Source organism: Polymorphospora sp. NPDC051019 (assembly GCF_040683055.1).
Lineage (GTDB): Bacteria > Actinomycetota > Actinomycetes > Mycobacteriales > Micromonosporaceae > Polymorphospora > Polymorphospora lycopeni.
The window spans coordinates 24,982-40,197 of sequence record NZ_JBFBCH010000026.1; the positions used below are offsets into that span (position 1 = coordinate 24,982).

Annotated in this window: 13 protein-coding genes; 9 read left to right on the forward strand and 4 right to left on the reverse strand. The window is 72.4% G+C overall.

The genetic code is table 11. The features are described 5' to 3' along the window. Nucleotides 1-77: 77 nt before the first annotated feature. Both AB0M79_RS31410 and AB0M79_RS31415 read right to left on the reverse strand, forming a co-directional pair. The gene (locus AB0M79_RS31410; RefSeq protein ID WP_364220812.1) at nt 78-1,004 is read right to left on the reverse strand and encodes a MaoC/PaaZ C-terminal domain-containing protein; all 927 of its coding nucleotides are present in this window, start codon (nt 1,002-1,004) and stop codon (nt 78-80) included. Beyond that, on the reverse strand, nt 1,004-2,356 hold the full coding sequence (locus AB0M79_RS31415; protein WP_364220815.1) for a 3-oxoacyl-ACP reductase: 1,353 nt from the start codon (nt 2,354-2,356) through the stop codon (nt 1,004-1,006). Before AB0M79_RS31415 ends, AB0M79_RS31410 begins: the two co-directional genes overlap by 1 nt. A gap of 62 nt (nt 2,357-2,418) precedes the next feature. Between AB0M79_RS31415 and AB0M79_RS31420 the strand changes: the two genes are divergently transcribed. The 4 genes from AB0M79_RS31420 to purB all read left to right on the forward strand — a co-directional run bounded on the left by AB0M79_RS31420 (nt 2,419) and on the right by purB (nt 8,389). Continuing rightward, nucleotides 2,419-3,711, forward strand: a complete 1,293-nt coding sequence (locus AB0M79_RS31420) for an acetyl-CoA C-acetyltransferase (RefSeq protein WP_364220818.1) — start codon at nt 2,419-2,421, stop codon at nt 3,709-3,711. A 58-nt stretch (nt 3,712-3,769) separates the two neighbouring features. Next, a complete protein-coding gene (locus AB0M79_RS31425) occupies nt 3,770-5,080 on the forward strand; it encodes an MFS transporter (protein ID WP_364220821.1) in 1,311 nt (436 codons plus the stop codon). Nucleotides 5,081-5,143: 63 nt separating this feature from the next. Next, the gene (locus AB0M79_RS31430) at nt 5,144-6,832 is read left to right on the forward strand and encodes a sugar ABC transporter permease (protein ID WP_364220824.1); all 1,689 of its coding nucleotides are present in this window, start codon (nt 5,144-5,146) and stop codon (nt 6,830-6,832) included. Nucleotides 6,833-6,958: 126 nt separating this feature from the next. Next, a complete protein-coding gene (gene purB / locus AB0M79_RS31435; protein ID WP_364220827.1) occupies nt 6,959-8,389 on the forward strand; it encodes an adenylosuccinate lyase in 1,431 nt (476 codons plus the stop codon). Between the two features lie 43 nt (nt 8,390-8,432). Here the strand turns inward: purB and AB0M79_RS31440 are convergent, their stop codons facing one another. Then, nucleotides 8,433-8,858, reverse strand: a complete 426-nt coding sequence (locus tag AB0M79_RS31440; protein WP_364220830.1) for a heavy metal-binding domain-containing protein — start codon at nt 8,856-8,858, stop codon at nt 8,433-8,435. Nucleotides 8,859-8,986: 128 nt separating this feature from the next. Beyond that, entirely contained in the window at nt 8,987-9,670 is a 684-nt protein-coding gene (locus AB0M79_RS31445; RefSeq protein ID WP_364220833.1) for a DUF1986 domain-containing protein, read from the reverse strand. A 404-nt stretch (nt 9,671-10,074) separates the two neighbouring features. Between AB0M79_RS31445 and AB0M79_RS31450 the strand changes: the two genes are divergently transcribed. From AB0M79_RS31450 to AB0M79_RS31470, 5 genes are all read left to right on the forward strand, one after another. Continuing rightward, complete coding sequence (locus AB0M79_RS31450) at nt 10,075-10,689, forward strand: TMEM165/GDT1 family protein (RefSeq protein ID WP_364220836.1); 615 nt, start codon at nt 10,075-10,077, stop codon at nt 10,687-10,689. Nucleotides 10,690-10,925: 236 nt separating this feature from the next. Continuing rightward, nucleotides 10,926-11,180, forward strand: a complete 255-nt coding sequence (purS, locus tag AB0M79_RS31455) for a phosphoribosylformylglycinamidine synthase subunit PurS (protein WP_357542243.1) — start codon at nt 10,926-10,928, stop codon at nt 11,178-11,180. Then, entirely contained in the window at nt 11,177-11,860 is a 684-nt protein-coding gene (purQ, locus tag AB0M79_RS31460) for a phosphoribosylformylglycinamidine synthase subunit PurQ (RefSeq protein WP_364220840.1), read from the forward strand. Before purS ends, purQ begins: the two co-directional genes overlap by 4 nt. Further along, on the forward strand, nt 11,857-14,463 hold the full coding sequence (purL, locus tag AB0M79_RS31465) for a phosphoribosylformylglycinamidine synthase subunit PurL (protein WP_364220843.1): 2,607 nt from the start codon (nt 11,857-11,859) through the stop codon (nt 14,461-14,463). Before purQ ends, purL begins: the two co-directional genes overlap by 4 nt. A gap of 1 nt (nt 14,464) precedes the next feature. After that, nucleotides 14,465-15,214 carry a 2-phosphosulfolactate phosphatase gene (locus AB0M79_RS31470; RefSeq protein WP_357542338.1) on the forward strand — a complete coding sequence of 250 codons (750 nt, stop codon included), beginning with the start codon at nt 14,465-14,467 and terminating at the stop codon, nt 15,212-15,214. The last annotated feature ends 2 nt before the right edge of the window (nt 15,215-15,216 follow it).

The window sequence follows — 15,216 nt, forward strand, 5'->3', positions numbered from 1 at the left end:
ACCTTCCGCCGGTCGAGAAACTTACTGACAAGTAACCTTATGCAGGAGCAGGAACGGCGGCAAGCCGGCCACGCCGGCTAGCCGGGCGTGACGGTACCGGTCAGGTGCGGCCGGCCCGACCGCGCGTCGTGCAGCGCGAAACTCCAGGCCGGACTGGCGCTGAAGGCGACCGTCGCCGGCAGCAGGATCGGCAGCTTGAAGGCCGCCTCCACGGTGTAGGCGTCCGGCAGCCGGCCCTCCAACGCGGCCAGGCAGCGGGCCTTGCTCCACATGCCGTGCGCGATCGGGCGGGCGAAACCGAACAGCCGCGCCCCGATCCGGGACGTGTGAATCGGGTTGTGGTCGCCGGACAATCGCGCGTACTCCGTACCCACCCGGGGCTCGACCCGGAAGCGGCCGGAAGCGGCCGGCGGCGCGGGACGCTCACCCGGGCCGCGCCCGTCCCGGTCGCCGCTGGTGCGCTCCCGCCGCAGGTACGTCGACACGCCGCGCCACACCACCTCGCCGGCGACCGACGCGGTGGCGAGTACGTCGAACTGCCGGCCCCGTGGATGCGGCCGCAGGTCGGCGGCCCGGACCGACAGGTCGAGTGGCTCGTTCGCGTCGACCGGGCGTTCGACGGTGACCCGGTTGGCCACGTGCACGAGCCCGACCAGCGGAAACGGGAAGTCCGGCGCCGACATCAGCCGCATCGCCAGGGGAAAGGCGAGGACGTGCGGATAGGTGGCCGGCAGCGTGTCGGTGAGCCGGAACCCGCACACCCGGTCGTACGCGGCCAGGTGGCCGCGGTCGACGGTGACCCCGCGCAGCCGCAACTCCAGCCCGGGCAGGCTGTCGCCGCCGCGCCGGCCGCCGAGGCCGGGCACCAGCCCGATCGCCGCCTGCCGGTAGAGCGCGCCGACGGCGGGTGGACTGGTCAGCACCAGCGTGCCGGCGGGCCGGGGCGCGCCGTCCTTCGTACCGGCGGTGCCGTCGGCGGGGTCGGTCGTCGGGTCCTCGCTCATCACGCCCCCAGCAGGCTCTGGCCGCAGACCCGGACCACGTTGCCGGTCACCCCGCCCGAGCCCGGCGAGGCGTACCAGGCGATCGTCTCGGCCACGTCGACCGGCAGGCCGCCCTGGGCCATGCTGTTCATCCGCCGCCCGGCCTCGCGCAGCGCCAGCGGCATCTTCGCGGTCATCTTCGTCTCGATGAAGCCGGGAGCGACGGCGTTGACGGTCACGCCCCGCTCGGCCAGGACCGGCGCCATCGACTCGACCAGCCCGATCACCCCGGCCTTCGAGGTCGCGTAGTTGGTCTGCCCCCGGTTGCCGGCGATCCCGGCGATCGACGCCACCCCGATCAGCCGGCCACCCTCGGGCAGCAGGTCACGTTCCAGCAGTACGTCGTTGATTCGCTCCTGGCTGGACAGGTTGACGTCGAGTACGGCGTCCCAGCGGGCGGCGTCCATCCGGCCGAGCGTCTTGTCCCGGGTGATGCCGGCGTTGTGCACGACGACGTCGACCCGGCCGTGCCGGGCCGCGAGGTGGTCGGCGAGCCGGGCGGGCGCGTCGGGGACGGTCAGGTCGAGCTGCAACGCGGTGCCGCCGATCGAGTTCGCGACGTCGGCGAGCGCGTCACCGGCCGCCGGTACGTCGAGCGCCACGACATGGGCCCCGTCACGGGCCAGCACCCGGGCAATGGCCGCACCGATGCCCCGCGCCGCGCCGGTGACCAGGGCGACCTTGCCGTCCAGCGGCCGTTCCCAGTCGGCCGGCACCGTCCCGGCGCCACCGGTGCCGATCCGGACCACCTGGCCGGAGACGTACGCGGAACGCCCGGAGAGCAGGAACCGGACGGTGCTCTCCACCGCCGTCTCGGCGCCGGGGGCGACGTAGACGAGCTGGGCCGTGCTGCCCCGGCCGAACTCCTTGCCGATGCTGCGGGTCAGTCCCTCGAGGGCGCGCTGGGCGGTGGCCTCGCGCGGGGTGGCACAGAGCTCCGGCGGGGTGCCGAACACGATCACCCGCCCCGAGCCCTTCAACGCCCGGGCGTGCGGGTGGAAGAAGTCGTAGAGCCGGCGCAGGCCGGTCGAGTCGGTGATGCCGGTGGCGTCGTAGACCAGGGCGGCGTCCGTACGGCCGCCCGGCTGCGCGGTCGTGCCCGGGTCGCGTACGTCGACACCGGCGGCGGTGAGCAGCTTGGCGACCGGTTCGCGCAGCCGCCCGCCCGGCGCGGCGTCGAGCACCACCGGTCCGGTGACCAGCGGATCGCCGGGGCGGTAGCGGCGCAACCGGGGCGGGTCGGGCAGGCCGAGCCGCTTGACCAGCGCCTTGCCGGGGCCCGAGTTGGCGAAGCTCGCGTACCTGTCGCTCATGCGAATAGAGCGTACTGGCGGGTAGGTTGGCGGCAAGTCCAGAACGTGCAGGAGGCGGGATCGTGCAGACCATCCGGCGGGTCGCGGTGATCGGTGGCAACCGCATCCCCTTCGCCCGGTCCAACGGGCGCTACGCGACCGCCACCAACCAGGACATGCTCACCGCCGCCCTGGACGGGCTGGTGGCCCGGTTCGGGCTCGCCGGCCAGCGGCTCGGCGAGGTCGTCGCCGGTGCGGTGCTCAAGCACGCCCGCGACTTCAACCTCACCCGCGAGGTGGTGCTCGGCTCGAAGCTCGACCCGCGCACCCCGGCGTACGACATCCAGCAGGCGTGCGGCACCGGCCTGGAGGCCGCGATCCTGGTCGCCAACAAGATCGCCCTCGGGCAGATCGAGGTCGGTGTGGCCGGCGGTGTGGACACCACCTCCGACGCTCCCTTGCAGCTCAACGAGGAGATGCGGCGCACCCTGCTGGAGATCAACTCGGCGCGGACCCTCGGCGCCCGGCTGCGGGCCGCCAGCCGGCTGCGCCCGCACCAGCCGTTCCGGCCCGAGTTGCCGCGCAACGCCGAGCCGCGCACCGGACTGTCGATGGGCGAGCACGCGGCGATCACCGCCGTCAGGTGGGACATCGGCCGGGCCGAGCAGGACGCCCTCGCGCTGGAGTCGCACCAGCGGCTCGCGGCAGCGTACGACAAGGGCTTCTTCGACGATCTCGTCACGCCCTACCAGGGGCTGACCCGCGACCAGAACCTGCGGCCGGACACCTCGCTGGAGAAGCTCGGCAAGCTCAGGCCGGTCTTCGGCACCCGGGGGCCGGACGCCGACCGGGCCACCATGACCGCCGGCAACTCGTCGCCGCTGACCGACGGCGCGTCGACGGTCCTGCTCGCCTCCGAGGAGTGGGCCGCCGCGCACAAGCTGCCGGTGCTCGCCTACCTCGGCGCGTCCGAGGTGGCCGCCGTCGACTTCGTGCACGGCGACGAGGGGCTGCTGATGGCCCCGGCGTACGCCGTACCGCGGCTGCTGGCCCGGACCGGGCTGACGTTGCGGGACTTCGACTACTACGAGATCCACGAGGCGTTCGCGTCGCAGGTGCTGGCCACCCTGGCCGCCTGGGAGTCGCCGGAGTTCTGCAAGGACCGGCTCGGGCTCGACGCCCCGCTCGGCGCGATCGACCGGGATCGGCTCAACGTCAACGGTTCGTCGCTGGCCGCCGGACACCCGTTCGCCGCCACCGGCGGCCGGATCGTCGCCACCCTGGCGAAGCTGCTCGCCGAGAAGGGTTCCGGACGCGGCCTGATCTCCATCTGCGCGGCCGGCGGTCAGGGAGTCGTCGCGATCCTCGAACGCTGACCCTGATCGGCGGAACCGGGGTCGCCCGGCGTCCGGCCGAGCCCTAGGGTCTGTCCACGTGAACTGGTCACAGACGTTCGCTCCGCTGCGCAACCGGGCGTTCCGCTACCTGGTCGCCGGTCGCACGGTCAGCGTGCTGGGCAACGCCGTCGCACCGATCGCGCTCGCCTTCGCCGTGCTCGACCTGACCGGGTCGGCCCGCGACCTCGGGCTCGTCGTCGGCGCGCGGTCCCTGGCCAACGTCCTGTTCCTGCTGATCGGCGGGGTGATCGCCGACCGGTTGCCCCGACACCTGGTGATGGTCGGCGCCAACCTGCTCGCGGCCGGGACCCAGGCCGCCATCGCGGCGGCCGTGCTCACCGGCACCGCGACGATCCCGCTGCTGCTCGGCCTCTCCGCGGTCAACGGGATCACCGCGGCGCTGGCCCAGCCGGCCACCGCCGCGGTGATCGGCCAGATCGTGCCGCAGGAGTCCCGACAGCAGGCCAACGCGCTCAACCGGCTCGGGTTCGCCAGCGCGGCCATCTTCGGCGCCTCGCTCGGCGGTCTGCTCGTCGCCGCCATCGGCCCCGGCTGGGGACTGGCCGTCGACGCCGCCGCCTTCGCCGTCGCGGCCGGGCTCTTCGTGATGGTCCGGGTGCCCAGGGCCAGCGCCGCCGATCGGACCGGGCCGGCCCCGAACGTCTTCCGCGAACTGCGTGAGGGCTGGGTCGAGTTCAGTTCGCGGACCTGGCTCTGGGCGGTGGTGCTCGGCTTCTGCCTGCTCAACGCCGCCTACGTCGGTGGGGTCAACGTGCTCGGGCCGGTCATCGCCGACGAGAGCTTCGGCCGGGCCGGGTGGGGCCTGGTGCTGGCCACGCAGACCGTCGGCATGATCGTCGGTGCGCTGGTCGCCCTGCGGCTGCGGATCCGCCGTTTCCTGTTCTTCGGGGTGGCCTGCATGGCCGCACCGGCCCTGCTGCTCGGCGGCCTGGCGCTGGCGCCGTATCTGATCGTGCTGGTGGGCGCGGCGTTCCTGACCGGGCTCGCCATGGAGCAGTTCGGCATCGCCTGGGAGACGACGATGCAGGAGCACGTGCCCGGCGACAAACTCGCCCGGGTCTACTCCTACGACATGCTCGGCTCCTTCCTGGCCATCCCGATTGGTCAGGTCGCGGTCGGTCCGCTGGCCGAGGCCCTCGGCACCCGGGTCACCATGCTCGGGGCCGCCGCGCTGGTCCTGATAGCGGTGCTCGGCATGCTGGCCAGCCGCGACGTACGCCGGCTCGAACACCGCCTGGACCCACCCGCCGTCCCGGTGACCGCCGATCCGGTGGCCGGTGCCCCGGCCGCCGCCGCCGACCCGGGTGACCTGCTGACGAAGTCCTGACCAGGGCATCGACTGGATGGGTGTTGCTAGCATCCAGCGGCATGATTGTCGAGGTGTCGACGCATGACGTCTGAGCAGCCGTTCCCGGCCCCACCGGCACATCTGTCCGCCGATCCGGGCCGGTCCGCCGATCTGAACCGGGCCGCCGGTCCGAGCCGACCCGTCCGTACCGTCGTCGGGCTGCTCCTGCTGCTGCCCGCGCTCCTCGCCCTGCTGTGGTCCTACGTCCTGCCGTCGGTGTCCACACTGGTCAAGAGCTTCCAGCGGGATCCGCTGATCGGCACCGTCGAGCAGGTCGGCGGCGCCAACTACGAGCGGATCCTCGAGATGGGGTTCCTCGGGGCGTTCAGCTTCGCGCTGGGGCTCGCGCTGGTGCCGCTGCTGTGCGCACTCCTGGTCGCACCGCTGCTGGCTGTCGTCGCCGACCGTGCCGGTCGGGCCGCCCGCCTGGTCACCCGGGGCCTGCTCGCCCTGCCCCTGGCCGGATACGCCCCGGTGGCCGTCCTGGTGTTCTGGATGATGCACCGGTCCGACCCGCGGGCGCTGAGCGAGAGCCCTCGGCTCACCCTGATCTGGATCGTCGGCATCACGTCGTTCGGGCTGGTCGTCGGCGTCGCCGCGACGTTCTTCCTGAGTGCGTTGCGCGGCCGGCGGGCCGGTGGCCGTCCGGGGCCGGCGATGCTGGTCACCGGTGCCGTGCTCGCCCTCGGCGTCGTCGCGGCGGCCCTACAGACCTACACGGTGCCGGCGCTGCTCACCGGCGGCGGGCCGGCCCGCCGCACGGCGACGCCGGTGCTCGACGCGATGCAGAACAGCCTGATCCGGATGGACCTGGGGCCAGGTTCGGCGATCTCCACCATCCTGCTCGCGGTGCTCGGCGTGCTGGGCCTGATCACCGTCGGGCTGTTGCTGATCACCCGGGCGAGGATCGAGTGGGACGGCTGGCGCGACCGGCCCCCGTCCCCTGGAATCCCGCCGGCGCCGTCCGGAATCCCACCGGAGCGTGCCGGTCGCCCGCTCTTCCTGGTCCTGCTGGTGGTCGCGTTGGTCGGCTTCCTGGCGGTGACCGCCTACGCCGTCCTGTTCCCGTGGGTGCGGGCCGCCTTCAGCGACGGCGAGTTGCCGATGGGTGCCACCAGCGGCGGGATCTTCGTCAACACCTGGCTCCCGCCGCTGATCGGTGCGGTGGTCTCGGTCACCCTGGCCGCCGTCGGCGGCTTCGCGATCGGCGGCCTCCGCCCGCTCGGCCGGTGGAGCGAGATCCTGCTGCTGCTCTTCGCTCCGTGGCTCTTCGTCGGCACCGGTCCGCTGGCCATCGCCAACTACCTGCGCGCCCGCGACCTTGACCAGATCGACTCCCTGATCGGGCTGATCCCGCCCGGCTGGGTCTCGATTCCCGCGCTGGTCGCGTTCACGTTGCTGTTCCGTGGCCTGGAGCCGCGCTGGCGGGCGGGCGGCGGGTTCGCCCGTACGGTCCTGCTTCCGGCGCTGCCGTTGCTTCCGCTCGCGGTGGTGGTGTCGTGGCTGATCAGCGCGCAGCAGCTGCTCTGGCCGTGGCTGATCGGTCAGGGGCCCGGCAGCTGGACCGCCGGCCTGGTCGCCCAGCAGGCGCTGTACCGGCGGATCGCCACCGACGACGCCGCGCTGGCACTGGTGCTGCCGTTGCCGATGATGCTGCTGTTCCTCCTCGTCCTGGTGGCGGCGCAGATCACCTACCTGGATCGCCTGGCCATCCGCGTCGGCCGTCGCTGAGCCTCACCCCCGCGATCTTGCGGTTGTCGCCCTCCATTTCCGGCAAATGGGGGAGACAGCCGCAAGATCGCGGGAGGCTCGGTAGGAGCGGCTGAGCGGGACCGGGGGCGTGAAAGACTGCGGTACGTGACGAAACCGCAGGTGCCCAACGTTCTCGCCGGCCGCTACGCCTCTCCCGAACTCGTTCGACTCTGGTCGCCCGAGGAGAAGATCCGGATGGAGCGGCGGCTCTGGCTGGCCGTACTCCGGGCCCAGCGGGACCTCGGCATCGAGCTGCCCGACGGGGTGGTCGAGGCGTACGAGGCGGTCGTCGACGACGTCGACCTCGAGTCGATCGCGGCCCGCGAGCGGCTGACCCGGCACGACGTGAAGGCGCGGATCGAGGAGTTCAGCGCGCTGGCCGGGCACGAGCACATCCACAAGGGAATGACCTCCCGCGACCTGACCGAAAACGTCGAGCAGCTCCAGATCCGGGCCTCGCTGGAACTCGTACGCGACCGCGTCGTCGCCACCCTGGCCCGGCTGGCCCGGCTCGCGGTCGAGCATTCCGACCTGGTGCTCGCCGGGCGCTCGCACAACGTCGCGGCCCAGGCCACCACGCTCGGCAAGCGGTTCGCGTCCGCGGCCGAGGAACTCCTGATCGCCTACGAGCGGATCGAAGACCTGATCGGGCGCTACCCGTTGCGTGGCATCAAGGGGCCGGTCGGCACCGCCGCCGACCAGCTCGATCTCTTCGACGGCGACGCGGGGCGGGTGGCCGAGCTGGAGCGCCGGGTGGCCGCGCACCTCGGGTTCAGCCGGGTGCTCGACAGCGTCGGCCAGGTCTATCCGCGGTCGCTCGACTTCGACGTGGTCGCCGCGCTCGCGCAGACGGCCGCGGCGCCGTCGTCGCTGGCCCTCACCATCCGGCTGATGGTCGGTCAGGAGTTGGCGACCGAGGGCTTCAAGCCCGGCCAGGTCGGGTCCAGCGCCATGCCGCACAAGATGAACACCCGCTCCAGCGAGCGGGTCAACGGCTTCGCCGTGATCCTGCGGGGCTACCTGTCGATGGTCGGCGAGCTGGCCGGCGACCAGTGGAACGAGGGCGACGTCTCCTGCTCGGTGGTTCGCCGGGTGGCCCTGCCTGACGCGTTCTTCGCCGCCGACGGGCTCTTCCAGACCTTCCTGACCGTGCTCGACGAGTTCGGGGCCTACCCGGCGGTGATCGCCCGGGAACTCGACCGCTACCTTCCGTTCCTGGCCACGACCAGAATTCTGGTGGCGGCCGTACGTCGCGGGGTGGGTCGGGAGGTTGCCCACGAGGTGATCAAGGAGCACGCGGTGGCGGTGGCGCTGGCGATGCGGGAGAAGGGGATCGCCGAGAACGACCTCTTCGACCGGCTCGCCGCGGACGGCCGGCTCGGACTCGGCCGGGCCGAGATCGACGCGCTGGTGTCCGACCGGGGTGCCTTCGTCGGGGCGGCCGCCGCCCAGGTGCGGGCGGTCGCGGACCGGGTCGCGACGGTGGTCGCCGCGCACCCCGACGCGGCGGCGTACGACCCGGCACCGATCCTCTGACCGGTCCGGCCGTTCGGCGGGCCCGGTCGGGTCCGCCGGAGGGTCAGCCCTCGCGGACCGGCAGCCCCTCGATCGGCGCGGTGTCCTCCTCGTCGTCGTCCACGTCCGGTCCACGCCCCTCCCGTTCCCAGCGGTCGACCGGGCCGGAGTCGTGCGGTAGACGGGCGACGACGACGGCGGTGCCGTACGCGCACATCTCCATCCACATCAGGCCGACCTCGCGGTGTTCGAACCGCATCGCGAGTACGGCGTTGGCGCCCATGAGTTCGGCCGAGGCGCCGAGTTTCGTCAGCGCACTGACCCGCCAGCGCTGGAGGTGGTCCGATGCCCTGGGGTGGAGGAAGTTGCCACGAAGGGTCTTCACGCCTTCCGAGAACGGGTTTCGGGTACGCGGCACCGAGACGATCACCTGTCCGATGACGTGTCGTACCTCGTAACCGGGTAATGAATCCGTGGTAACCACCATCATGCTGCGATGCTAGGCATGTCGGATGTATCCCAATAGCGAGGTTCTGTTCAGCTGACCGCAGTCTGCGAAACGGTGCGGCGCGGACGCCCGGGTCATCCGAGCATCCGCGCCGCACGCGGGACAGGTCGTCAGACGCCGGCCACCGAGGTGATCCAGGCGCGGTTGTACGCGACGCTGCCGTAGTTCTGGATGTTGACGCCGTCGGCGGTCGAGGCGACACCGACCTGGGCACCGTTGTAGAACTGCGGGCCGCCGGAGTCACCGCGCCAGGCGTTGCCGTTGATCCGCGTGCTGCGGATCGCCCGGCCGCCGTACGCGTCGGTGACGCTGGTGCTGGTGACCCGGACCGAGGCGGTCTTGAGCACGGTCGACGCCGAGCAGCCGCTGTAGCAGGTCATGCCCCAGCCGTAGATGGTGTTGGTGGAGTTGACCGGCGGGTAGCTGTTGGACAGCGTGACGGCCCCGCTGGTGACCGGGCTGCTCAGGCGCAGCAGCGCGAGGTCGTACTGACCGTACGAGGCGGTGACGCTGCGGGTCACGCCGCCCGAGGTGCGGTTGACGCTGCCGATCCGCACCGACATGGTGCCGCTGACGCAGTGCCGGGCGGTGAGCACCCAGTTGGCCGCGATCACCGAGCCGGAGCAGGTGAACGAGCCGTTGCTGAAGACGGCGGCGGCCCACGGTGCGGACGAGACGGTGCCGCCGCCGATGATCGGGTCCGGGCCGGCGGGGGCGGCCGTGGCGACCGACGGGGCGGCCACCACGCCGACGAGGGCGGTGGCCAGCGTGGCCAGGGCGAGACGAGCGCGCATGGACGGGCTCCTTCCGAGGGGGTTTGCCCGGCGGGGGTCGGCCGGGTCGGGGTGAGCCGCCGTCGGTGGACTGGTCGTCCGCCGTACGGCTGTTTCGAAATGGATCAATGAACTCGGGGGTCTGATCCTTCCGACGGACACGCTAGGACGTCCGCCATTGATTCACAATGGTCGAATCGACATAACACGATGTTATGGCCCTGGTGGGCGGCGGCGCGGCGGTGGGATACGCTCGCCACCAGCGAAGGGGAGTAGCCCCCAATCACGCGGTCGACACACTGGCGCCCGGCGCCCGGCCACGTGGACCGCACCCGATCCGGTGCGGTGGGCGAGACCTTCGACCCAGGCCGTATGGCCGGGTCGAGGGCATCCCGCTCCCGGTCCGGCCGGGAAGGAATCCTCCGTTGGAATACGTTCTCGTCGCGCTGACCGCTTTCGTGCTCATCGCGCCGGTCGAACTGCCGGACAAGACGTTCGTCGCCACCCTGGTGCTCACCACCCGCTATCCGCCGCTGCCGGTGTGGCTCGGCGTGGTGGCCGCCTTCGGCGTGCAGTGCCTGGTCGCGGTGGCGGCCGGCAGCCTGCTCGCCCAGTTGCCGCAGGCGCCGGTGGCGCTGGTCTCGGCCGGACTCTTCGCGGTCGGCGCACTGCTGCTACTGCGTGGGGCACGGCGGGCCGACGCCGAGGGCGCCGAACAGGAGCAGGCCTTCGCGAGCAAGGTCGGCGAGGGGAAGCGGGGCTGGCGGGCCTTCGGCGCCAGCTTCCTCGTCCTGTTCACCGCCGAATGGGGCGACCTGTCGCAGTTGCTCGTCGCCGGCCTGGTGGCCAGCGGGCAGCCCGCCATTCCGGTCTTCTTCGGCTCCTGGGCGGCGCTGGCCACCGTGTCCGGACTCGCCGTCCTGCTCGGCCGCTGGCTGCTCAAGAAGATCCGGCTGTCGCTGGTGAGCTACGTCGCCTCCGGGGTGTGCGCCATCCTCGCCGTGGTGACCGCCGTCACCGCCATCAACTCGCTGATCTGAGGAAATCCCTGCTGCTGCCCCCGGCGGACGGTGATCCGCCGGGGCCGGCCGGGTGCCGGTCCGCCCCGGTGCGAACTATGTCCCGTCGTGCCTGCCCCGCCGCAGGCCACAGGCGACCTCCGCCGGCCCGTGTACGCCGCCGGGCGGTGCGTCGACCGGTCCATCTACCAGGTAGGCTGGCTCCGCTCGCCCCATTGGGGTCGGCACCCAACTGCGTACACAGTCAGGAGTGCCCAGTGGCTCGCGTCGTCGTCGACGTCATGCTCAAGCCGGAGATTCTCGATCCCCAGGGTCAGGCGGTCGTAAACGCCCTACCTCGCCTCGGGGTCGACGATGTCTCCTCCGTGCGCATCGGCCGGCGCATAGAGATCGAGTTCGCCGGTGAGGCGGACCTCGACCGGGCCCGTGAGATCGCCGACAAGCTGCTCGCCAACCCGGTGATCGAGGACTTCGAGGTCCGGCTGGCCGAGACCGAGGAAGTCCGACCGTGACAGCGCGCGTAGGCGTCGTCACCTTCCCGGGCTCCCTCGACGACGGTGACGCGGCCCGTGCCGTCCGTCTCGCCGGTGGCGAGGCCGTACGCCTCTGGCACGCCGACCCCGACCTGCACGGCGTCGACGCGGTGGTGCTGCCCGGCGGCTTCTCGTACGGCGACTACCTGCGGTGCGGCGCCATCGCCCGCTTCGCGCCGGTGATGGAGAGCATCGTCGCCGCCGCGGCCGGCGGCCTGCCGGTGCTCGGTATCTGCAACGGCTTCCAGATCCTCTGCGAGGCCCACCTGCTGCCCGGCGCGCTGACCCGCAACCAGCACCTGCACTTCCGCAACCGCGACCAGATCCTGCGGATCGAGTCGCCGGCCACCGCCTGGACCAACACCTTCGCCGCGGGGCAGGAGATCCTGATCCCGGTCAAGAACGGTGAGGGCTGCTACGTCGCCGACGAGCGCACCCTCGACGAACTCGAGGCGACCGGCCGGATCGTCGCCCGCTACGTGGGCGGCAACCCCAACGGCTCACTGCGTGACATCGCCGGCATCAGCAACGCGGCCGGCAACGTGGTCGGCCTCATGCCCCACCCGGAGCACGCGGTCGAGGCGCTGACCGGTCCGTCCCTCGACGGGCTGGGCTTCTTCACCTCGATCCTCAAGCACCTCGCGGGAGCACCTGCATGACCACCCAGTCAGACGTCCGGCCAGGCGCGGCACCGTCCGCCGAGGACCCGGACACCGTCGATGTGGCCGTGGCCACCCCCGAGGTGCCCCAGCCGTACGGCGAACTCGGCCTGCGCGACGACGAATACGACCGGATCCGGCAGATCCTGGGCCGCCGGCCGACCCAGTCCGAGCTGGCCATGTACTCGATCATGTGGAGCGAGCACTGCTCCTACAAGTCGAGCAAGGTCCACCTGCGCCAGTTCAGCGAGAAGGCGCCGCCGAGCGACCGGCTGCTCGCCGGCATCGGGGAGAACGCCGGCGTCATCCGGATCTCCGACAACCTCGCCGTGACCTTCAAGGTCGAGTCGCACAACCACCCGAGCTTCGTCGAGCCCTACCAGGGCGCGGCCACCGGGGTCGGCGGCATCGTCCGCGACATCCTGGCCATGGGCGCCCGCCCGGTCGCGGTCATGGACCCGCTGCGGTTCGGCGCGGCCGACCACGAGGACACCGCCCGGGTGCTGCCCGGCGTCGTCGCCGGGGTCGGCGGCTACGGCAACAGCCTCGGCCTGCCCAACATCGGCGGCGAGGTCGTCTTCGACCCCTGCTACCAGGGCAACCCGCTGGTCAACGCGCTCTGCCTGGGCGTGCTCCCGGCCGACCGTCTCCAGAACAAGGCGGCGGCCGGCGCCGGCAACGTGGTCGTCCTCATGGGCGCCAAGACCGGCCGGGACGGCATCGGCGGCGTGTCCGTGCTGGCCAGCGCCACCTTCGACGCCGGCAGCGCCAAGCGCCGCCCGTCGGTGCAGGTCGGTGACCCGTTCACCGAGAAGCTGCTCATCGAAGCCTGCCTGGAGCTCTACGACGCCCAACTCGTCGTCGGCATCCAGGACCTCGGCGGCGCCGGCCTGACCTGCGCGCTCACCGAGACCGCCGCCGCCGCCGGCACCGGCATGCGGGTCTGGCTGGAGCGGGTTCCGCTGCGCGAGCAGTCGATGGAGCCGCAGGAGATCCTGGCCAGCGAGTCCCAGGAGCGGATGCTACTCATCGTCGCCCCGGAGAAGCTCGAAGCGGTGCTCAAGACCGCCGACAAGTGGGGCGTCCTCGCCACCGCGATCGGCGAGGTTACCCCGGCGGCGCCGGACGGGCAGCCCGGCCGGCTGGTCATCACCTGGAACGGGCACACCGTCGTCGACGTACCGCCGGGTTCGCTCGCCGACGACGGCCCGGTCTACGCCCGGCCGATGCGCGAGCCGTCCGACCTGATCCTGATCCAGGCCGACCGCGCCGAGACGCTGCCGCGCCCGGCCAACCCCGACGCGCTGCGGGAGACCGTGCTGCGCATGATCGCGTCGCCCAACCTGTGCGACAAGACCTGGGTGACCGAGCAGTACGACCGCTACGTCCTCGGCAACACCGTGCTCGCCCAGCCCGAAGACTCCGGCGTCATCCGGATCGACGAGCAGTCCGGGCTCGGGGTGGCGCTCTCGGTCGACGGCAACGGCCGCTACGCCCGCCTCGACCCCTACCAGGGCGCCCGGCTCGCACTCGCCGAGTCCTACCGCAACGTGGCCGTCACCGGTGCCCGCCCGATCGCCGTCACCAACTGCCTCAACTTCGGCTCACCCGAGGACCCGGGTGTGATGTGGCAGTTCGCCGAGGCCGTACGCGGACTGGCCGACGGCTGCGCCGAGCTCGGCATCCCGGTCACCGGCGGCAACGTCAGCTTCTACAACCAGACCGGCTCGGTCGCCATCCACCCCACCCCGGTCGTCGGGGTGCTCGGGGTGCTCGACGACGTGACCCAGCGGGTGCCGATGGGCTTCTCCCGGCCCACCCACGCCGATGGCGACGTGATCTTCCTGCTCGGTGAGACCCGCCTGGAGCTGTCCGGCTCCGAGTGGGCCTGGGTGGCCCACGAGCACCTGGGCGGCGTACCGCCCCGGGTCGACCTGGCCCAGGAGAAGCTGCTCGCCGACCTCGTCGCCGAAGCCGCCCGGGTCGGGCACCTCAGCTCCGCGCACGACCTCTCCGACGGGGGCCTCGCGCAGGCCCTGGTCGAGTCGTCGCTGCGGCACGGGGTCGGCGCCCGGATCGCACTGCCCGAGGAGTTCGGCACCGGCTCGATGCCGTTCGTGTATCTCTTCAGCGAGTCGGCCGGCCGCGCCCTCGTCGCGGTGCCCCGGGGTCAAGAGAAGGCGTTCGCCGGCCTGTGCGTCGAATACGGCGTACCGGCGACGGCGCTCGGCGTGACCGATCCCAACCAGGACGGCATCGACATCCGGGACCAGTTCTCGATCGGCTTCGACGAGCTGCGCGCGGCGTTCACCTCGACCCTGCCCCGGCTCTTCGGCGGCACGACCGAGGCTGCCACGCCGGAGCCCGCCACCACGGACGGCGAGCCCGCCGCCGCCGATCCTGCCACCGGCGAACCCGTCGCAGCCGAGCCGCCCGCGCCCGCCGCGCCGGTGGCCGGCGGTCCCGCCGAGCCGGCCGTGTCCGGGGCGCCGCCCGCCGCGGCCGTGGTCGCCGGAACCGTCGAGACCACCGCACCCGCCGAAGTCGCCGAAACCGGCGATCCTGGCACCGCAGCCCCGGCCGGGCCTACCGACACGCCCTGACCTGGTGGTATTCGCCCAGCCGGGCAGCGGGGCACGCTTCGACTGGGGTCTCGCCGGCGCCGCCGAACTCGGGCGGGTCTGCGCGGCCCTGGTCGTCGTCGACGTCCTTTCGTTCACGACGTCGGTCGAGGTAGCGGTCTCCCGGGGGATGCGGGTGCACCCGTTCCCCTGGAACGACCAGGCCGCCGAATACGCCACCCGGATCGGCGCGGTCGTCGCCGTCGGGCGGGACTCGGTCGACGACGTCAACCCGTGGTCGCTGTCACCGGCGGCGCTGCGGCGTGCTCCTGCCGTACCCGACCTGGTCCTGCCGTCACCGAACGGCTCGGCCATCTGCGCCGCCGCCGCGACCACCGGTGTCCCGGTCGTCGCCGGCTGCCTGCGCAACGCACCCGCCGTCGGGCGCTGGCTCACCGAGCACGGGTACGGCTCGACCGACGCCCCGGTCGGGGTGATCGCCGCCGGCGAACGGTGGCCCGACCTGACGCTGCGCCCCGGCGTCGAGGATCAGCTCGGTGCGGCCGCGGTCCTCGACGCGCTGGCGACGGTGCCGGGCGGGCTCTCGGTCGAGGCGGCGGTGGCGCTGGCCGCGTTGGCCAGCGTGCCCGATGTGCCGGCGGCCGTACGCGGCTCCGTGTCAGGGCGCGAACTGCGGAGCCGCGGCTACGGCGCCGACGTCGAGATCGCCGTCGAAACGGGTGTCTCGTCGGTGGTGCCGGTGCTGCGCAACGGGGTCTTCACCGCCGCCTGACG